This is a genomic window from Myxococcales bacterium, assembly GCA_016720545.1.
Classification (GTDB): Bacteria; Myxococcota_A; Polyangia; order Polyangiales; family Polyangiaceae; genus JAAFHV01.
The window spans coordinates 448,713-466,575 of record JADKKK010000001.1 but is presented as its reverse complement, the minus strand read 5'-3'; the positions used below and the strand labels follow the sequence as shown (position 1 = coordinate 466,575).

The following is a 17,863-nucleotide window of genomic DNA, read 5'->3' as shown; positions in this document are numbered from 1 at the left end:
ATGACGACAATCCTCGTAGGCGTGGACGGCTCGACACGCACCCCGCTCGTCGTCGAGCAGGCGGCGCGAATGGCCGAGCGGCTCGGCGGGAAGCTGCTGCTCGTGACGTCGGTCGGCTTGCCTCCCGAGGTGCCCGCCCATTTCTGGGCGGTGAGCACGCTCGACCTCAGCGGGATCCTCATCGAGAACTCGAAGAAGGTCCTCGAGGGCATCGTGGCGAAGCTCCCGGCCGACCTCGTTCAGGGCACGCTCGTCGAGATTGGTACGGCGTGGGACATCATCTGTCGCGTCGCCAAGTCCGAGAACGTCGATCTCATCGTCATCGGCTCGCACGGCTACGGCGGGCTCGATCGCCTCATCGGCACCACGGCGTCACGCGTGGTCAACCACGCGGATCGCTCGGTGTTCGTGGTGCGCGAGAAGCCCGCGTCCGCGGGCTGACGGCGCGCCGGTCGAGGTCTGGGCCGGCTGCGTCGGCGCGCCCCGCGAAGGGAGCGCGCCGCGTGGCTCAGGAGCCCGCGCGCTTCGAGCTGCGCGAAAGCCCATACTCGTGAATACGGTACTGGATGGTGCGCACGCTGATGTCGAGCAGGTCCGCGGCCTTGCTGGTGGAGCCGTCGGCGGCCTCGAGCGTGCGCAATATGGCATACCGTTCGATCTCCGCCATCGTGGAGCCCGGAATGCGCAGCCCCCCGAGGGTCTCGGCCGCCGCTTCGAAGGGCAGGTCGTCGGCGTCCACAGTGGGCCCCTCGCACAGCACGACCGCGCGCTCGATGGCGTTCTCGAGCTCGCGGACGTTGCCCGGCCAGCGTGAGGCGACGAGCTTGGCGCGGGCCTTGTCGGTGAAGCCCTCCACGCGCTTGCGGTTCTCTTGCGCGAACTTGCGGAGAAAGTGGTTCGCGAGCACGACGACGTCGCCCCCTCGGAGCCGCAGCGGCGGCATCTCGATGTGGACGACGTTGAGGCGGTAGTAGAGGTCTTCGCGGAACTTTCCGTCGCGTACGGCCGCCGCAAGATCGCGGTTGGTCGCGGCCACGACCCGCACGTCGACCGTGACCGTGTCGTTGCCGCCCACGCGCTCGAACGTGCGCTCCTGCAGCACGCGGAGCAGCTTCACCTGGGTCGCCGGCGGGATCTCGCCGATCTCGTCGAGGAAGAGCGTGCCGCCGTCGGCCTGCTCGAAGCGGCCCGTGCGGCGGCGATCTGCGCCCGTGAACGATCCCTTCTCGTGGCCGAAGAGCTCGCTCTCGAGCAGCGACTCGGCGAGCGAGGCGCAGTGGAGTGGGACGAACGGTTTCTGCGCCCGCGGACCGAGCGTGTGCACGGCTCGGGCGAGCTCTCCCTTGCCCGTGCCGCTCTCGCCGGTGATGAGCACCGTCGCCCGTGAGCCCGCGACCTGCCGGGCGACGCGGTAGACCTTCTGCATCGCGGGGCTCGCGCCGATGAGGCCCTGGAGACCTTCGGCGTCGCGCTCGCGGAGCTGGCGGCGCAGGTTCTCGGCCTCCACGCGCACGTGGGTTCGCTGGAGGGCGCGTTCGACGGCGACCAAGAGGGCGTCGAGGTCGATCGGCTTCGTCAGGTAGTCGTCTGCCCCCGCCCGCATCGCGGCCACCGCGGAGCTCAGCTCCTGCTGGGAAGTGGCCATCAGCACCGGAAGGTGAGGGTCCTGCTCACGGAGCTTCTGCAGGAGGGCCATGCCGTCCATCCGCGGCATCATCAGGTCGGTGACGACGAGGTCGGGGGGGCTGGTGGCTGCGCAGTCGAGGCCCGCTTGTCCGTCCTCGGCCTCCTGGACGGCGTAGCCCTCGGCGCCGAGGAACGCCTTCAACGCAGCGCGCGCGCTCGCGTCGTCGTCCACGATGAGGATCCGTGCCACCTTTTGTTCACTGCGAGACATGCGACCTTACTCGGGAAAAATCTGGCCCCTCTATACATCGCTCGCCGCCAGCGCGCGAGCCGTAAGGTCCCCGGGGCCGCCGTGGAGCGTCGATCCTTCGCGCGCGAGTGTGCTACCAGAGCCCCGATGATCGCCCCGCCCGGCCCCGCGACGGTCCTCGTCGTCGACGACAACGAGGCGAACCGCTCCCTCGCGCGGAGCACCCTCGAGGACGAAGACTATCGGGTCGTGGTCGCCACGGGCGGGGAAGAGGGCGTCGCGGCCTTCGCGCGGGAGGCCCCCGACTGCGTCCTGCTCGACGTGCGGATGCCCGAGGTCGATGGCTTCGCCGCGTGCGAGCGCATGCGCGCGCTGCCCGGTGGCCGCGACACCCCGATCCTGTTTCTCACCGCGCTCCGCGATGTCGACACGTTCGACCAGGCGATGTCGGCGGGTGCGGCCGACTTCCTCACCAAGCCGGTGCGACCGGCCGAGCTCCTCGTGCGCGTGAAGACCGCCCTCGAGCTGCGCCGCACGGGCGCCGAGCTCCGCGCCCACTACGAGCTCCTCCGAGATCAGCGCGCAGCCTTCCTGCGCGTTCAGCTGCAGAAAGAGCGGCTCACCGCGTTCTTGGTCCACGACCTCAAGAACCCCGTGAACGCCATGGACCTCCACGCGCAGCTCCTCCTCCGCGACAAGACGCTGTCCGAGTCGGCGCGCGCGTCCGCTGGGCACATTCGGCGAGAGGCGAGGCGGCTCACGCGGCTAATAGTCAACCTTCTTGACGTGTCGAAGGGCGACGAGGGCAAGCTCGCCCCCTCGAAGGCGCAGGTCGACGTGGCGGCGCTGGTCGCCGACGTGTGCGACGAGCTGGAGATCTCGGCGCGGGAGCGCGATGTCACCCTCGTCCCAAAGATCGAGACCGCCACGGTGTGGGCCGACGCGGAGCTCGCCGGCCGCATGCTGGCGAACCTTGTGGAGAACGCCGTCCGGCACGCGCCCCGCGGGAGCCGCGTGACGGTCGAGGTCGCGCCCTACGATGGCGGCGTCGAGGTGCGCGTCGCCGACTCCGGCGCCGGCGTCCCCGAGGAGCTCCGCGAGTCGATCTTCGATCCGTTCGTGCAGTCCGGCGCGGCCGGAAGCGTGCCCGAGCGGGGCGGCCGCGGCCTGGGCCTCACGTTCTGTCGCTTGGTGACCGAGGCCCACGGCGGGCGCATCTGGGTCGACGAGGGGGCGCCCGGCGCCGTGTTTCACGCGAGGTTTCCGGAGGACACAGACCGTGATTGAGGTGACCTCCGTGACGGACGAGCTCGGCCCCTCCTCGATCGAGGGGCTCTACCGCCACCTGCTCGACACGGCCCCCGACGCGATAGTGGTCGTCGGCGCATCGGGGCTCATCACGCTGGTCAACCAGCAGACCGAGGCCCTGTTCGGCTACGCGCGCTCCGACCTCGTGGGCCGCCCGCTCGAGGTGCTGCTCCCCGAGCGCTTCCGCGCAGGCCACCGCGCGCACATGATGGCGTTCGCGGAGCGCCCCGGCGCGCGCCCGATGGGCTCCGGCCTCACCCTCTTCGGACGCCGCGCCGACGGGAGCGAGCTCGCCATCGAGGTCAGCTTGAGCCCCGTCACCACGAGTCGCGGGGGGCTCGTGTCGGCCGCGATTCGCGATGTCACGGAGCGTCGCCGCATGGAGGCGACCGCGAAGCTCGCCGCCGACCGGCTCGCGAGCGCCGTGGAGAGCACCCAAGACGCCTTCGCGCTGTTCGACGCCGAGGAGCGCCTCGTCCTCTGCAACAGCGTCTATCGGCGCTTGCTCGGCTCGGTCACCGGCGCCCTCATCGGCCGCAGCTACGAGGAGACCGTGCGCGCGTGGATGCAGGACCTCGCGTTCCCGTCCGAGTCGGACCGCGTGCGCTTCCTCGCCGATGGCCTCGCCATTCGCCGCGTGCTCGGCGCGGGCTTCGACGTCCGCACGCGCGACGGTCGGAGCCTGCGCATCACGATCCGCAGGACCCTCGAGGGCGGCATCGTCAAGACCGTGTGGGACCTCACCGACGACGTGCGGCTCGCCGAAGAGCTCCGCGAGGCGCGGGCCGCGGCCGAGGCCGCGAGCGACGCCAAGAGCGAGTTTCTCTCGTCCATGAGCCACGAGCTCCGCACGCCGTTGAACGCGATCCTCGGCTTCGCGCAGCTTCTGCGTCGCGACAAGAAGGAGCCCCTCTCGCACCGTCACCGCGAGCGCGTCGACCAGATCCTGAAGGGCGGCGAGCACCTGCTTCACCTCATCGACGACATCCTCGACCTCGCGCGCATCGAGGCGGGGGGCGTGTCGATCTCGACGGAGCCGGTGGGCGTTCGCGAGGCCCTCCAGGAAGTGGCGGCGACCTTGGCGCCTGCCGCCGCGAGAGCGGACGTCGCCCTCACCGTGGTCGACCCCCCCGATGACGTGCCCATGCTCTCGGTCGATCGCACGCGGTTCATCCAGATCCTCATGAATTTCGGCTCGAACGCCCTCAAGTACAATCGCCCTGGGGGCACCGCGCGGCTCGAGGTCTCGAGCGTCGAGGGCGATCCGCGCCCGCTAGGCGTGTCCCAGCTCCGGGTGCTCGTGCGCGACACGGGCCCCGGCATCGCGATCGAGCAGCAAGGTCGGCTATTCCAGCCGTTCTATCGCGCAGGTCAGGAGACCGGGCCGATCGAGGGGACGGGCATCGGGCTCGTCATCACCCGCCGCCTCGCGCGCCTGATGGGCGGCGACGTGGGCTTCCGCAGCGAGCCCGGCCGCGGCTCCGAGTTCTGGGTCGATCTCCCGACGCACTCCACCGGCGCGCCCTCGAGCGCGCCACGGCACGGGAGCCGCCCCCGCCTCAGCGGCGGCGCCGGTGGCCTCGTGCTCTACGTGGAGGACAACCCCGCCAACGTCGCGTTCATGCGCGACGCGCTCGCCGGCTACGAGGGCCTCGAGCTCATCACCGCGCCCACGGCCGAGCTCGGCATCGAGATCGCTCGCGAGCGGCTGCCCTCGGTCGTGTTCATGGACATCAACCTCCCCGGTATGAGCGGCCTCGACGCCATGCGGCGGCTCCGCGAGATGCCTGAGACCGCCGACATCCCCGTCGTGGCTCTGACGGCGGCGGCCTCCGAGCGCGACCGCCGGCGCGGCGAGCAGGCCGGCTTCTACCGATATCTCACCAAGCCCGTGCGCATCGAGGAGCTCGAGACCACCCTCGACAGCCTGCTAGCGCCGCCGTCGACGCCGCCGCCGAGGTCCACTTAGCGGGCGTCGCGCCCGGGGTGGGTCTACACTCTCGTCGATGACCGCCCCGCCCGCACCCGCACGGCTCTCTCCCGAGGCGGCGCGCGCCGTCGAGGCGGCGGGCGCGGAGACCTTGAGCTACGCGGTGCGCGTCTTCGCGTCGCCGGAGGAGCCCCCGCGCCTCGTGGTCGCGCTCGGTGAAGCCCACGTGAAGCTCGCTCGCGCGTCCGAGCTCGGGAGGGCGGTCGTCGAGCGCTTCGACCTGCGCGGGGTCGAGACGTTCCAGCGCCGCCGCGTGGCGCTCGGCGGCCTCCTCGGCGTGCTCATTCACGCGCCTCGCTCCGCTCTCCGCGCCGTCACGTTCGGCAAGGTCAAGGACAGCACCATCGTGGACGCGCGGGCCCGTCGCGAGGGTCACACGATCGAGCTCGAACAGACCGACGTCGTGCCGATGGCGCTCCACGCCGCGTCGATCTACCTCGCGCTCTTCTTCGTCGTCGCGTGGACCGAGCTCGCGCTCATGCTCTTGCGCGTCGTGCTCGACGCCCAGGTCCTCGCGGACGCCGCCGCCGGCCTCACGGGGGTCGCCCTCGCCTTCGAGCTGCACCTGCTCTTGCTCGTCCCCGCGTGGCTCTCGAGGCGCCACTCCTGGGCGTGGCTCGTCCACCCGGCCGTGGCGCTCGTCACCGTTCGCGACACGCTAATGGCCGAGGGGACCGCGCGAATGATGCGGGATTACCCCGCGCCGCCCGCCGCGCTCGTCATCATGGGGCGCGCCCACCTCGCCGGCTACGAGCATGAGCTCGTGGCCCGAGGGTATCGCCGCGTGCCCTGACCGCACGTTGTGCGCCGCTCGCGCAGCGCATGCGCGGCTCGCCTGTTCACCCGACGAAACGGCCCACAGCGGTGGCGGCACACCGTTTGCTACACGGGTGTCATCATGAGCAAGCCCGTTCCCCCGATCCACAAGTACATGAGCACCTCGCCGCATACGATCGGCGCGGAGCAGACCATCGCGATGGCCGCCAAGGTCATGGCCGAGCACCGCATCCGCCACCTCCCCGTGCTCCACGGCGGCAAGGTCGTCGGCATGCTGAGCCAGCGCGACGTGAACGTCATCGAGACCCTCAAGGACGTGGATCCCAACGTGGTCACGGTCGAGGACGCCATGAGCGGCTCGCCCTACGTCACCGACGCGGAGACCCCGCTCACCGTCGTCGCCGCGGAGATGGCCGAGCACAAGTACGGCTCGGCGATCGTCATGCAGGCCAACCACGTCGTCGGTGTCTTCACGACCGTGGACGCGTGCCGGGTGCTCGCGGAAATCTTCGAGACGAGGCTCCGCTGAGCCGTGGCGCTCCCGCCCAAGCGTGTCCTCGTCGCGCTCGACGAGACCCAACGGCCGGGAGCGGTCTTCGACGGCGCGCGTGAGTTCGCCGCGAGGTACCGCGCTCGGCTCGTGTTCCTGCACGTGGTGGTGCCCGATGACGGGCTCACGCTCCCAGGGCGTGAGCTTGGTCCGGAGCTGGGCGGGCTCGTGCGGCATGCCCAGCGGGAGCTCCGCGAGCTCGCCGACCAGGTACCCTCCGAGAACGTCGACTCGACCGTGGTCGATGTCGGAGAGCCCTGGCGTGTGATCTGTCGACTCGCCACGGAGCTGGGCGTCGACATGGTGCTCCTCGGATCGCACCGAGCGACGGGCGTCGAGAAGCTCTTCGGCACCACGGCGACTTGGGTCGTCGCCAACTGCGATCGCACGGTCGTCGTGCTCCGCGAGACCCCCGCTTCACCTCAGCCCACGTAGTCCGACCGTGCCCCTCGCCTCTCGCCCCCCGCAACACCGCGCGGGGCGAGCTGGCTCAGGCCTTCGCGAGCTCCGCCGCGCGTCGCTTCTCCGCCGCGGTGAGGAAATACACCGCCACGAAGATGAGCCCGAGCGAGAGCCAGTCGTAGACCTTCGGGGGCTTGCCGCCAAGGAGCGCCCACACGACCAGCGTGGCCGTGGTTCCCGCGACCAGCGACGTGAGCCGGTTCACGAGGCCCGCGAAGGTGGCGGTGCGGCCCTTGAACATGAAGATGAACACCGAGAAGAACGCCACCACGCCGAACGAGACGCCCGAGAAGAACGCCCAGCCCCAGTCGGGCCGGGGCGTGCGAATGGCGCCTACGAACTGCCCGACGAGGGGCGAGGTCGCGCCGAACCAGCCGGGGGAGTGATAGAGCACCACGGCCGCGACGGTCAGCGTGATCGACGCGGAGATCTGCTCGTTGCCAAGGAACCCCTTGTTGTCGAGCTTCACGCCCGGCGGTCGGGTGTTCTTGTAGTAGTTCATGATGTAGATGCGGATCGCGTACGCGGTCACGTACGACCCGAGGATCGTCATCGCCGCGACCGACGCGTAGAACGGCTTCTGACCCTCACCGTTCTTCGAGAAGAAGAGGGTGGTAGCGACGGCCGCGATCGCGAACGCAACCCCGAGGTTCTCCTGGGCGTACACGCGCTTCTTCAGGATGCCCTGCCGGATCTGCACCGCGTCGACGAGGCGGCTTATCACGATCACCGCGCCGCGCATGATGACCATGGCGACCATCACCGACACTCCCTTCAGGGAGTACATGAGGGTCGTCGTGGGGATGACCACGGCCGTGCACACACCCGAGGGGATGATGTAGCGGAGCTCGCCCGGGACCGTCCTCCCGAGGAACTTCGTCGGCTCGGAGGTCTCGATGCGGTACCAGCCATTGACCATCGTCACGCCCAGCGCCGTGAGCGTGCCTGCAGCTGTAGAGTACACATTGTACTCGATGTCGGACATGCCGACGCCCTGGAAGTACTTCACCGCGACGCCGGTAATTACGTAGAAGACGAAATAACCGATGCACAGTTGCACGAGCCGGCCCGTGCTGCCGTCCTCGGTCTTCCACATATGCCAGGTCTCCCGCGCGTGCTGTGAGGCGCCGCGCCTCTCGGGTCAGGCCGTCGCGCCGTCCTTCTCCATGCGTACCACGAGCACGGAGCAATGCGCGTGTCGAAGGATCGATTCGGTGACGCTGCCCATGGCCAGGCGATCGAGGCCCGCGCGCGCGTGCGTCGCGCAGACGACGAGCTGGGCGCCGAGGGACTCGGCGAGCTTCACGGTCTCTTGGGCGGCGCGCCCGTCGACCACGATCGCCGTGGCCTCCACCGACGCGGCCGCGAGCCAGGTCGAGAGCGTCTCTTGGGCGGCGGCCCGCAGCTCGCGGATGTCCTCGGCGCCCGGGGTCTGCTCGTAGACCCCGAACGGAGCCAGCACACCGTAGGGGAGAAAGTCGGTCGGGACGTCCAGCGCGAACACCGCCACGAGCCCGACTCCGCGCGCCTTCGCCTCGGCCGCCGCGGCGTGCAGGGCGTGGAGCGAGGTCTCGGTCAGGTCGGCGGCCACGATCACCGGGCCCGCGAGGTGCGCTCCACGCGCCACCAGCACCGGGCACGGCGCCCGCCGCGCGACCTCCTCGGAGACGCTGCCGAGGAGGGCCCGCGCGAGGCCCGTGCGTCCGTGGCTCCCGATCACGAGCACGCTGGGCTTCCAGGAGGTCGCGCGCGCGACGATGGCCGCCGCCTCGTCGTCGCCCTGGTCGACGAACGCGAGCACCTCCAGGCGGCCGGCGCTCTCCGCGCCCTCGTCGCACGCGGCGAAGCGCTCGCCCACGGCGACGCTCGCGCGATGCTCGAGGTCGGTGACGGCGAGCATCGAGCGGCCCGTGTGCTGCGGAAACAGCGGGTGGACGGGCATCACGTTGGGCAGCACGTGGCACACACCCACCTGCGCGGCCTGCGCAGCTTGCCCGGTCGCCGGCGTTTCGGCGCGCCTGGCGAGCCGCGCGGCCTCCGTGAGCGCGAGGTCGGAGGACTCGGAGAAATCGACGGCGACGAGAATTCGGTTCACGCCGCCAGGTTAGTCGCTCGGTCGCCCGCGCGGGGCCGAAATCGAGCGGCGGTCAGGGCGCGGGAGGGGGCTCGGCGTCGACCTCGCTTGCGCCCGCCGCGACCAGCGCGAGCACGTGGGCCCGCACGTCGGGTGGCCACTCGGCCATGTGCGCCGTGAGGCCGGCGGCGTCCTGCGCGTAGAGCGCTCGAGACGCCTCCTCGAAGCCGGGGAGGTTGCCTGCGATGGCCCACGCGAAGCGGCCCGCGGCCTCCCACGCGAGCCGCGCGCGGGCCGCGCCTTGGCCCTTCTTGCTCGCCTCGTGCACCAGCTTGCGCAACGTGACCGAGGGGCCCCCTGGCTGCCGCTCGAGCCACTCCCAGTGGCGCGGCAAGAGGGTGATCTCGCGCCCCACGACGCCGAGCCGAGGCCTCCCGGGCCCCGCGCGTCGCGGCGCGTCGCCGGCCGCGGCCCTCAGTGCGAGCGGGTGGAGGGCGAGCTTCTCGAGCACCTCCGCCTCGGTGCCCTCCAGATCGAAGTCGACCTGTGCGCCGGTCGCGTCCTCGAAGACGAGCACGCCAGGCGCCGCCGCTCCCGTATGGGCGCGAGCGGCCGCGCGCGCGGCGAGCACGACGGTCTGGACGGGGCCCCCGGCGAGCCGCCGCGGACCGGCGAACGCCGTGAACGTGGACAAATGAACCATGGTACTAATCCTCCCAGGAGGACAAATAAACCATGGTAATATTATGTCAAGGTGGCTCTACGCGCGCTTGCGCACCAGGGCCGTCCTGCGCGGCTCCTCGGTGGCGGCGCGGTCCATCGCCGCGAGCGCGTCGTCGAAGTCGTCGAGGTCGCTCACTCGGGGGCCCGCGAGCAGCGTCTGGCGGGGCGCCTCCGCGAGCGCCGTCGGGGCCTGCACGGCGCGCCCGCGCTTCAGGCGCTTCGCGACGACGGAGGAGCGCCTCTGCTTTTTGGGGGCGGTGGCCACGACCGACGGCCAAGCAAACCGTGCGCCAGCGTCTCCGCGCGTCACATCATGGACTTGGAAGCGGGTGGCTTGCAGACTTGCGGGCCCCGGGTGCGGAGGCGAAAGGCGTGGCGTCGTGGTCGCGGTCACCAGACCTCAGTCGCGGTCGTCACGGCGAGGCGTCAAAGCACAGCTCCACCCGGCTCACGATGAGCGTGCCCGACGGGCCGCCCGGGCTGATGCGGAGCAGCACGCCGCCGTTGCCCGGCCGGAAGGCCGACGTGGCGTCGGCGCTGTACCAGCGATACGGGGCCGCGTTGGAGACGAGGCCGCTCGGCGCGGCGCCCGCGCCGTCGAAGGTCATCCACGAGAACGAGCCAGGCGCCGTCGTGTTGAAGCTCCGGCCGAACAGCCCGAGCGTGACTCGGCGCACCGACGCGAGCATCGCCGTGCTGAGCTCCACGTCGATGAACACCGTCCCTCCCATCTCCAGCCCGCCGACTCCGAGGAACGTGTCGGTGAAGCGCGGCACATACCCCACGCCCGCGCGGCTGTACGCGCCCGCGCGCCAGCGCGCTCGGTCGGGCAGGTTGTTCAGCTCGTAGCTCACGCTGGCCGTGGAGGATGGTCCGGAGCCGACCCACTTGAAGCGCGCGGCGTGCGTGCCCAAGGCGCCCGAGACGCACCCGCCCGGGTTGCCCCCGCCCGAGTCGGCGCCCGCGTCGGCCCCGGAGTCCGCGCCCGAGTCGGCGCCCGCGTCGGCCCCGGAGTCGGCGCCCGAGTCGGCCCCGGAGTCCGCGCCCGAGTCCGCGCCGCCCCCGTCGAGCGCACCGTCGAGGGTCGCGCCCGCGTCGCCCGGCGCGCCGTCGCCTGGCGCGCCGTCGCCTGGCGCGCCGTCGCCTGGCGCGCCGTCGCCTGGCGCGCCGTCGGGCAGCGGGCGGCCCGAGTCGTTCGCCGCGGCGTCGTCGCGCGTCGCTCCGTCAGAGGGCCCGAGTGCCCCGCCGTCGGCCGCGTCGCTCGCGCCCGGGGCCGCACCGTCGAGCTCGCTCGTGCACGTCTCCCCGTCTTCGCACGGCGGCGTGCCGCAGCTCGCGAGCGCCGCGGTCAGAGCCAGCGCGGCCCACGCGGCGCGAGCCGGGCACGCGAGGCGAGCGAGACGAGCCGCGGAGCGGCGAGTGGAGCGGAGCGCCATGCGTGCGATCCTACGCCTCCCGTCGTTCGATCTTCCCTCGTGGCCGCCGTCGCGTACGCTGCGGGGATGATTCATCGCTCCCGCGTGTCCAGGTCCGTCGTGCCCGTCGCGCTCGCCGCGCTCCTCACCGCCTTCGTCGCGGTACCCCTCGCCGGCTGCGGCAAGGGCAAGGAGCCGGGCGTGGGCTCGGTGGTCAAGGCCCCGTGGTCCGGGGGCGGAATGTACCCCGGCAAAATCAAGACACGCTACGGTAAGCTCGCGGAGATCGATTTCGACGACGGTGACCACGGGTGGACGGAGGTGACCGCCATGCAGCCCGCGGGCACGCCGCAGCCGACCCCGAGCGATTCGTGCGCGTTCGCCGTGGGCGCGAAGGTACGCGCGCCCTGGAGCCGCACGATGAGCATGTTCGACGGCACGGTCGATCAGGTCCACGGCAAGCTCGTGCACGTCGCCTTCGACGACGGTGATCGCGGCTGGGCGCTCTGCTCAGTCACGCGCGCGCGCTGAGGGGCTGTCGGTCGATGATCCGGGCCGAGCGGACCCTCCGCGCGGGGCGCGCCCTCGTGTACCTCGCGTGGCTGCTTCTTCTCGCGTCGGCGTGCCGCGCGAGAGAGAAGTCGGCGTTGGACGCGGGCCCGCCGGCGGCGTCGAACGCGGGCCCGGCGGCGTCGTCGGCCCCGGGCCCGCCGGCGGTGCCGGACCCCGGCCCGGCGTCCGCGTCGAACGAGGGTCGGCCGCCGAGTCGCCACATGGGCAACCGGATGAGGCCGGGCGCAGTGTGGTCACGTGTGGAAGCCGCCGAGAGGGCAGTTCTTGCGGGCAACTCCGCGCCCCCATTCGTCAAGTATGTCACTTAATGCCAGTTGACACTTAGTGTCACGATGCTAGGTTCTGCTCAACCGAAGGAGCCTCGCATGCGCATTCCGTCCACTGGCCTCACGAAGGCCGAAGTCGCCCACGCCGTCGAGTCCGCCCGCAAAGACGACTGGCCTTGGCGCGAGGGGAAGCTCTTCGCGTACACGTTCGAGGCGGGGGCCGACATCGAGGAGGTCGGCAAGCACGCCTTCATGGCCTACCTCACCGAGAACGGCCTCGACCCCACCACGTTCCCCAGCCTGCGTGCGTTCGAGAACGACCTCGTCGACATGTCGCGGCGCCACCTCGGGGGCGACGAGGCGGTGGTCGGCAACTTCACGAGCGGCGGCACCGAGTCGATCATGCTGGCCGTGAAGACCGCGCGCGACTACGCGCGGGCTCACCGTCCGGGCCTCCAGCGCCCGAAGATGCTCGTGCCCGTCACGGCCCACGCGGCCTTCCACAAGGCAGCCCACTACCTGGGCGTCGAGCTCGTCCTCACCGCGGTCGACCCCAACACGTTCCTCGCCGACGTGAACGACATGCGCGCGAAGCTCGACGACGACGTCGTGCTCGTGGTCGCCTCGGCCTGCTCGTACGCCCACGGCGTGGTCGACCCGGTCCCCGAGATCGCCGCGCTCGCGCAGGAGCGAGGCGTCCTCTGCCACGTCGACGGGTGCATGGGCGCGTTCCTCTTGCCCTTCTTCAGGCGCCTCGGCGCCGACGTGCCCGACTTCGACTTCCGCGTGCCCGGCGTCACCAGCATGTCGATGGACCTCCACAAGTACGGGCTCTGCCCGAAGGGCGCCTCGGTGGTGCTCTACCGCGACGAGTCCATTCGCAAATTTCAGCTCTTCGCGTGCTCGGAGTGGACCGGGTACACGATGATCAACACGACCATCCAGAGCTCGAAGTCGGGCGGTCCGCTCGCGGCCGCGTGGGCGGTGCTGCAGTTCGTCGGCGACGACGGCTACATGCGCATCGCGAAGGATCTCTACGACGCGCACAAGGCGCTCGTCGCGGGCATCAACGCCATCCCCGGGCTCCGCGTGATGGGCACCCCGCAGATGAGCCTCGTCGGCTTCACCTCGGACGAGCTCAGCGTCTTCTCCTTGTGCGACGCCCTGAAGGCCAAGGGCTTCGCTGTGCAGGCGCAGCTGGCGAGCGGCCCCTCGAAGGAGAACATCCACATGACGATCAACCCGGGAAATACGCGGTGGGTCGGGCCGTTCCTCGAGGCCCTCCGCGAGTGCGTCGCGCACGTGCGCGCGGCGGGCGGGGGCGTGAAGCCGCCACGCGACCTCGCCTCGCAGCTCGCGGCGATGATCGCCTCCGACGCGTCGGGCGAGGGGCTCGGCCGCCTCATGGACGGACTCGGCGTGGGCGGCGGCACCGCCCCGCGCGACATGGCCGACGTCAACGCGCTGCTGAACGAGCTCCCCCTCGACGTGCGAGGTCAGCTGTTGGTCGCGTTCGTGGGGCGCATGTTCACCCCGGTGCCGGGGTGAGCGCGTGATCGCCCGCGCCAGCCCCGAGGTCGGCCTCCGCGACCGGAAGAAGGCGGCCGCCCGCGAGACGCTCGAGCGCGTCGCGAAGGAGCTGTTCCACGAGCGGGGCTTCGGCGCGGTCACGGTGGACGACATCGCCGCCGCCGCGAACGTCTCGCGGCGCACGTTCTTCCGCTACTTTCCCACGAAGGAAGACGCGTTCTTCGGCCGCCGGGCCGCGCAGCTCGAGGCGCTCAATGCGCTGCTCGCGGCCCCGCGACCGCGGGAGCTCCCGTTTCGCGCCGTCCGCCGGGCGCTCGTCGCCCTCTCGGAGCAGCACGTGGCGGCGCGCGAGGAGATCCTCCGCGAGCACCGCGTCCTCGCCGCGTCGCCCGAGCTGCTCGCCAGAGACCTCGAGTGGGACCGCCGCGCGCTCGCGGTGCTAACCGCGGCGCTCGCTCGGGGGGGCGGTGAGGGCCGCCGCGCGCGGCTCGCCGCGGGCGCTATCGTGGGCGCGCTGCGGGTCGTCATCGAAGACTGGATTGACGGCGGCGCCACCGGCGATCTGCGCGCGTCCGGCGAGGAGGCGCTCGACCTCCTCGAGGGGCTCGCCCCGCCGCGTCGCGGCTGAGGCACCGCCCGACCCGCACACCGCCCGACCCGCATCGAGGCGCGCACGATGCGCGTCACCGCCGGTCAGAGGCGCGAGAGCCACGCCAGGAAGGGGGCCTCGGCCTCCTCAGGCGTCGTGCCCACCACGCGCTTGAAGGTCGCCGCCCCGGTCGGATCGGCGCGCCTCTCGTCGCGGTACGCCCGGTAGAACGGCCACAGCTCGCCGCGCTCGTCGAGCCACTGGCAGAAGTAGCGCGCCAGCGCGTAGTGGAGCGCCTCGTCGTCGTCGCGAAAGACATCGTCTGCCATCCCGAAGAGCGTCCGCGGCATCGCCTTGGCGCGCGTGGAGCGGCCGCCCAGCGCGGCCTGCAGGCGCGGGAGTCGCCAGTTCTTCACGCCATGGATCTCGCCGGGCTTGGGGAACGTGGGGGCCTCGAAAATCGAGGCGATGCCCTCGTTGAGCCAGGTAGGGGCGTCGGGGAAGTCGGCCTCGACGAGGGGGTGCACGAGCTCGTGCGTGAGGGTGCCGAGGCCGAGGCCCGCGTTCATGACCATCCAGCGTTCCGACGGCCAGTAGAAGCCGTAGATCGAGATGCACTCCTCGTGGATCGCGGCCTTGCAGAACGCCGAGTAGCTCTGCGCGTCGCCGAACAGATACACTGTGATCGCCTCGCCCGGTCGCCGGCCGAAGCGGTCGTTGTAGAATGCAGACAAAGCGCGCGCGGTGAGGCTCCGGCTGGACGCGAAGCCACCGAAGCTGCGCGGCCCCGCGAGCAAGAACACGTCTCCGACCACCGCGGTCGCCGCGCCCGCGCCGAGGCGTCGCTTCGCGTCGACCCCGCGGGCGGTGAGGTCGGCCGCAAGATCGTAGGGCGGGGTCGCGGCGATCTCCGCGCGCGCGGCGGCGTCCGCGGCGCCCGCTTCTCCGAGGGCCGCGGCGTCGCGTAGCGCGGCGAACGACGGGGACGACTCCAGCGGGGGGGGCTCCCGGGTCGGTGGGGCTACGCGAAGCGGATTGCGCGAGGCCGCCTGGGGCGTGGTGCTGCAGGCCGCGATGCCGAGCGCGCACACGAGGCCGAGCCGCGGGAGGAACGACGTGGCTAGAGGACGAGCCATGCCCCTCCTTCGTCACGCGAGGTCGGGGTGTGACATCGGCTCGGCGTCTCGGTCACGCGGGCCCTGGCCGGGGGACGCCGCGCAGGCCCTCCGGCGGCTGAAACCCGGTCGGTCGCCCTCGCAGCGCCCGCGCCACCACGCCCCGCCAATACGCGAGCCCCGCGTCGACGGCGCGCTCCCGCCGGCCGGGTGCGATCGCGTGGACGAGCTCGCGCGCCCTCGTGACGCCGCGGAGCAGGGGGAGGGCCGCCGACAGCGGCGTGGACGGCACGCCGAGCTCGTCGGCGAGCTCCGCGCCGAGGAGGTGGCGGGTCACGGCGCCGCCGAGCGCCGCCCTGGGCCTCGCGAGGAGCCGCTCGATGGGTGTGGTCGCCTCCTCGTGCGGGACTCGGAGCAAGGCGCTCGTCAGCGCGCGCGCGTCGTCGTCGGGGGGCGCCTGCGTCGCCGCGATCACCTCGGCGAGGGCGATGGCGTCGGCCTCGCACGCGGGGAGCAGCTCGGCCGAGACGCCCATCAGGCGGCCTATCACTCGCCAGAGGTGCACGTAGTCGTCGGCCTCCTGGCGGTCGATGCGCGCCCCCAGCGAGCGGAGGCCGTCGATCACGGCGAGCGAGAAGAGCAGCGTGGTCCCGGCCATGTCGTGCTGGTTTATCGGTCGACCCCACTCGGCGGGCCGCCACTTGCCAGAGAGTTCAATCATTCGGCGGACTTGCGCGTGCATGATGCGGACCTTGAGGGTGATCTGGTAGCCCTCCGCGCCCACGTCGGTCCCGTGCGGCTCCGCGATCGCCTGCACGAAGCGCCCGGTCTCCGCGAGGCGCCGCGGCGCCTGGGCGGCGAGACGGCCCGAGAACACGAGGGGCTTGTTCCCCGCGGGAGAGACGTACCCCAGGATGAGCGAGCGGCCCCCGAGCACGATGCCGGCGAGCGGCCCGTACCGAAGGAAGACGCGGCGCCCGCGCTCGGCTCTTACGGGATCGAACCAGGCGGGGGTCTGCTCGGTCTCGTGGAAGAACGCGCGGAGCGCGTCGGGCGCGAGCGGCACCGCGTCGACGCCCTTGGCCGCGCACTCGGAGAAGAGGCGGAAGCCCTCGCCAGGTGGGAGCGCGGCGAGCGCGAGCACCACGGCGTCGGCGAGCGGGTCGCACTCCGATAGGAAGGTCGCGAGCCGGTCGACGCGCGCGCCGAACCGCGCGCGCGCCGCGTCTCTGCCGACGAAGCGTGAGGGGATCACGCTTGGAGCGTAGCAACAGTTCGCGCGCGCCGCTCGCGCGGCTCAGGCCGCCACGAGCTCGATCTCGGTGATCTCCGCCGGGGCCCCCACCCGCATGGGAGGGCCCCAGTATCCCGTGCCGCAGCTCACGTAGACCTGGGTGTCGAGGTGGCGGTAGAGCCCCGCGATGAACGGCTGCTGGAGCTTCACCACGTGGTTCCACGGGAACATCTGGCCGCCGTGGGTGTGCCCCGAGAGGACGAGGGACACGCCGTGCTTCGCGGCCTCGAGCGCCGCGCGTGGCTGGTGGGCGAGCAGCACGACCGCGCGCTTCGTGTCCCGCCCCGCGAGCGCCGCGGTGAGATCGGCCCCGTGGCCGGCGCCGAACTGGTGCGCCGACGCGTCGTCGATGCCGGCGAGGTCGAAGCCGTGCTCGCCTCCGAGCGAGACGCGCTCGTTCCGGAGCGCGCGCACTCCCAAGGTCGACAGGTGGGCGAGCCACGCGTCGGCCCCGGAGTAGTACTCGTGGTTGCCCGTCACGAAGAAGACGCCGTCGCGCGCGGCGAGGTCGCGGAGCGGCGCGACGTGAGCGGCGAGCTCCGCGACGCTGCCGTCGACGAGGTCCCCGGTGATGACGACGGCGTCGGGGGAGAGCGCGTTGATGCGCGCGACCAACGCCGCGATGAAGTCTCTGCCGATGGTCGGGCCGACGTGGACGTCGGAGATTTGCACGATGCGGTAGCCGGAGCGGCTGAGGCCCCGCAGGGACACCTTCACCCGCTGAACGGCGGTCTCGCCGAGGGCGCTGCGCATCCCACCCGCCGCGAGGCCTACCCCGCCAAACGCCGCGAAGCCGCCGAGCAAGCGGGCGAAGAACAGCCGTCGCTCCGGATCACGGAGGCCCGGGCTCGCGAGCGCGGCGGCCCGAAGGCCGACCCGCACGACGTCGCCGGCGGCGACGCCGAGCAAGAGGAAGAACGCGAGCCCCATCCACACGAACGCGGCCCACGCGACGGGAGAGGCGAGGGCGCGAGGCCCGCGCGCGAGGGTCATGCCAAGGACGGTGAGCACCGGCATGCCGACGAGCACGGTGGTCGCGAGGCGGGCCCACCCCTGGGGCAGCTCGGTGTCTCGCACGAGGCGCGCGTAGAGGTAGTAGTGGCCCCCGCCCACGACGAGGGTCATCACGAGGACGAACACGAGGATGCGGGGGAGGTTCATGGGGCGATGCGCTCGGACGCGGGCGGGGAGGTGGTCGCGCGGTCTCGCGTCGCCAAAGCGCGGTCGCGCGGTCGGCAAACGCGGCCCACTAGACCGTAGGATGTCCGGGGCGGCATGGAGGTGTCGAGCCGCGTAAAGTTGGGTAAACCGCGCTGAACGG

The 17,863-nt window shown here is 71.7% G+C and carries 19 protein-coding genes; 9 read left to right on the top strand and 10 right to left on the bottom strand.

Annotated features, from left to right (window positions below; translation table 11 throughout):
* Nucleotides 1-441 carry a universal stress protein gene (locus tag IPQ09_01900; protein ID MBL0192974.1) on the top strand — a complete coding sequence of 147 codons (441 nt, stop codon included), beginning with the start codon at nucleotides 1-3 and terminating at the stop codon, nucleotides 439-441.
* 67 nt (nucleotides 442-508) lie between these two features.
* Here IPQ09_01900 and IPQ09_01895 read toward each other — a convergent pair whose 3' ends face one another.
* Nucleotides 509-1,897 carry a sigma-54-dependent Fis family transcriptional regulator gene (locus IPQ09_01895; protein MBL0192973.1) on the bottom strand — a complete coding sequence of 463 codons (1,389 nt, stop codon included), beginning with the start codon at nucleotides 1,895-1,897 and terminating at the stop codon, nucleotides 509-511.
* A gap of 126 nt (nucleotides 1,898-2,023) precedes the next feature.
* On the opposite strand from IPQ09_01895, the gene IPQ09_01890 reads away from it, so the two are divergent.
* From IPQ09_01890 to IPQ09_01870, 5 genes are all read left to right on the top strand, one after another.
* Entirely contained in the window at nucleotides 2,024-3,163 is a 1,140-nt protein-coding gene (locus IPQ09_01890; GenBank protein ID MBL0192972.1) for a hybrid sensor histidine kinase/response regulator, read from the top strand.
* A complete protein-coding gene (locus IPQ09_01885) occupies nucleotides 3,156-5,153 on the top strand; it encodes a PAS domain S-box protein (protein ID MBL0192971.1) in 1,998 nt (665 codons plus the stop codon). The genes IPQ09_01890 and IPQ09_01885 overlap by 8 nt, the downstream gene beginning before the upstream one ends.
* A 37-nt stretch (nucleotides 5,154-5,190) precedes the next feature.
* On the top strand, nucleotides 5,191-5,967 hold the full coding sequence (locus IPQ09_01880; GenBank protein MBL0192970.1) for a hypothetical protein: 777 nt from the start codon (nucleotides 5,191-5,193) through the stop codon (nucleotides 5,965-5,967).
* A 138-nt stretch (nucleotides 5,968-6,105) separates the two neighbouring features.
* Nucleotides 6,106-6,480 carry a CBS domain-containing protein gene (locus IPQ09_01875; protein ID MBL0192969.1) on the top strand — a complete coding sequence of 125 codons (375 nt, stop codon included), beginning with the start codon at nucleotides 6,106-6,108 and terminating at the stop codon, nucleotides 6,478-6,480.
* 3 nt (nucleotides 6,481-6,483) lie between these two features.
* Nucleotides 6,484-6,936, top strand: coding sequence for a universal stress protein (locus IPQ09_01870; protein ID MBL0192968.1), 453 nt, complete (start codon nucleotides 6,484-6,486; stop codon nucleotides 6,934-6,936).
* A gap of 55 nt (nucleotides 6,937-6,991) precedes the next feature.
* Here IPQ09_01870 and IPQ09_01865 read toward each other — a convergent pair whose 3' ends face one another.
* From IPQ09_01865 to IPQ09_01845, 5 genes are all read right to left on the bottom strand, one after another.
* Nucleotides 6,992-8,059, bottom strand: a complete 1,068-nt coding sequence (locus tag IPQ09_01865; GenBank protein ID MBL0192967.1) for a hypothetical protein — start codon at nucleotides 8,057-8,059, stop codon at nucleotides 6,992-6,994.
* A 45-nt stretch (nucleotides 8,060-8,104) separates the two neighbouring features.
* Nucleotides 8,105-9,058, bottom strand: a complete 954-nt coding sequence (locus IPQ09_01860) for a universal stress protein (protein MBL0192966.1) — start codon at nucleotides 9,056-9,058, stop codon at nucleotides 8,105-8,107.
* A gap of 52 nt (nucleotides 9,059-9,110) precedes the next feature.
* Nucleotides 9,111-9,740, bottom strand: a complete 630-nt coding sequence (locus tag IPQ09_01855) for a DUF2239 family protein (GenBank protein ID MBL0192965.1) — start codon at nucleotides 9,738-9,740, stop codon at nucleotides 9,111-9,113.
* Nucleotides 9,741-9,797: 57 nt separating this feature from the next.
* Nucleotides 9,798-10,025: a hypothetical protein gene (locus IPQ09_01850; protein ID MBL0192964.1), complete on the bottom strand. Its 228-nt coding sequence runs from the start codon at nucleotides 10,023-10,025 to the stop codon at nucleotides 9,798-9,800.
* Between the two features lie 148 nt (nucleotides 10,026-10,173).
* Nucleotides 10,174-11,196, bottom strand: a complete 1,023-nt coding sequence (locus IPQ09_01845; protein MBL0192963.1) for a hypothetical protein — start codon at nucleotides 11,194-11,196, stop codon at nucleotides 10,174-10,176.
* Between the two features lie 66 nt (nucleotides 11,197-11,262).
* Here IPQ09_01845 and IPQ09_01840 point away from each other — a divergent pair, with 66 nt between their 5' ends.
* A complete protein-coding gene (locus tag IPQ09_01840; protein ID MBL0192962.1) occupies nucleotides 11,263-11,706 on the top strand; it encodes a hypothetical protein in 444 nt (147 codons plus the stop codon).
* Here the strand turns inward: IPQ09_01840 and IPQ09_01835 are convergent.
* The gene (locus IPQ09_01835; GenBank protein ID MBL0192961.1) at nucleotides 11,690-11,950 is read right to left on the bottom strand and encodes a hypothetical protein; all 261 of its coding nucleotides are present in this window, start codon (nucleotides 11,948-11,950) and stop codon (nucleotides 11,690-11,692) included. The genes IPQ09_01840 and IPQ09_01835 overlap by 17 nt on opposite strands.
* A 163-nt stretch (nucleotides 11,951-12,113) precedes the next feature.
* On the opposite strand from IPQ09_01835, the gene IPQ09_01830 reads away from it, so the two are divergent.
* Both IPQ09_01830 and IPQ09_01825 read left to right on the top strand, forming a co-directional pair.
* Nucleotides 12,114-13,562: an aspartate aminotransferase family protein gene (locus IPQ09_01830; GenBank protein MBL0192960.1), complete on the top strand. Its 1,449-nt coding sequence runs from the start codon at nucleotides 12,114-12,116 to the stop codon at nucleotides 13,560-13,562.
* Nucleotides 13,563-13,566: 4 nt separating this feature from the next.
* Nucleotides 13,567-14,172 (top strand): TetR family transcriptional regulator, encoded by a 606-nt coding sequence (locus IPQ09_01825; GenBank protein MBL0192959.1) that lies wholly within the window; start codon nucleotides 13,567-13,569, stop codon nucleotides 14,170-14,172.
* A gap of 65 nt (nucleotides 14,173-14,237) precedes the next feature.
* Here the strand turns inward: IPQ09_01825 and IPQ09_01820 are convergent, their stop codons facing one another.
* Genes IPQ09_01820 through IPQ09_01810 form a run of 3 tightly spaced genes read right to left on the bottom strand, consistent with a single transcriptional unit; the run spans nucleotide 14,238 to nucleotide 17,703 of the window.
* Nucleotides 14,238-15,269 (bottom strand): hypothetical protein, encoded by a 1,032-nt coding sequence (locus IPQ09_01820; GenBank protein MBL0192958.1) that lies wholly within the window; start codon nucleotides 15,267-15,269, stop codon nucleotides 14,238-14,240.
* Between the two features lie 52 nt (nucleotides 15,270-15,321).
* A complete protein-coding gene (locus IPQ09_01815) occupies nucleotides 15,322-16,503 on the bottom strand; it encodes a DUF2236 domain-containing protein (protein MBL0192957.1) in 1,182 nt (393 codons plus the stop codon).
* A gap of 42 nt (nucleotides 16,504-16,545) precedes the next feature.
* Nucleotides 16,546-17,703 (bottom strand): metallophosphoesterase, encoded by a 1,158-nt coding sequence (locus IPQ09_01810; GenBank protein MBL0192956.1) that lies wholly within the window; start codon nucleotides 17,701-17,703, stop codon nucleotides 16,546-16,548.
* Nucleotides 17,704-17,863 lie beyond the last annotated feature (160 nt).

Bases quoted from the DNA above. Each gene is read 5' to 3' on its own strand.
- IPQ09_01835 (MBL0192961.1), bottom strand. From the start codon at position 11,950: ATGTGGCGACTCGGCGGCCGACCCTCGTTCGACGCGGACGCCGGGCCG.
- IPQ09_01895 (MBL0192973.1), bottom strand. From the start codon at position 1,897: ATGTCTCGCAGTGAACAAAAGGTGGCACGGATCCTCATCGTGGACGAC.
- IPQ09_01840 (MBL0192962.1), top strand. From the start codon at position 11,263: ATGATTCATCGCTCCCGCGTGTCCAGGTCCGTCGTGCCCGTCGCGCTC.
- IPQ09_01875 (MBL0192969.1), top strand. From the start codon at position 6,106: ATGAGCACCTCGCCGCATACGATCGGCGCGGAGCAGACCATCGCGATG.
- IPQ09_01810 (MBL0192956.1), bottom strand. From the start codon at position 17,703: ATGAACCTCCCCCGCATCCTCGTGTTCGTCCTCGTGATGACCCTCGTC.
- IPQ09_01865 (MBL0192967.1), bottom strand. From the start codon at position 8,059: ATGTGGAAGACCGAGGACGGCAGCACGGGCCGGCTCGTGCAACTGTGC.
- IPQ09_01830 (MBL0192960.1), top strand. From the start codon at position 12,114: ATGCGCATTCCGTCCACTGGCCTCACGAAGGCCGAAGTCGCCCACGCC.
- IPQ09_01855 (MBL0192965.1), bottom strand. From the start codon at position 9,740: ATGGTTCATTTGTCCACGTTCACGGCGTTCGCCGGTCCGCGGCGGCTC.
- IPQ09_01845 (MBL0192963.1), bottom strand. From the start codon at position 11,196: ATGGCGCTCCGCTCCACTCGCCGCTCCGCGGCTCGTCTCGCTCGCCTC.
- IPQ09_01820 (MBL0192958.1), bottom strand. From the start codon at position 15,269: ATGGCTCGTCCTCTAGCCACGTCGTTCCTCCCGCGGCTCGGCCTCGTG.
- IPQ09_01900 (MBL0192974.1), top strand. From the start codon at position 1: ATGACGACAATCCTCGTAGGCGTGGACGGCTCGACACGCACCCCGCTC.
- IPQ09_01890 (MBL0192972.1), top strand. From the start codon at position 2,024: ATGATCGCCCCGCCCGGCCCCGCGACGGTCCTCGTCGTCGACGACAAC.
- IPQ09_01880 (MBL0192970.1), top strand. From the start codon at position 5,191: ATGACCGCCCCGCCCGCACCCGCACGGCTCTCTCCCGAGGCGGCGCGC.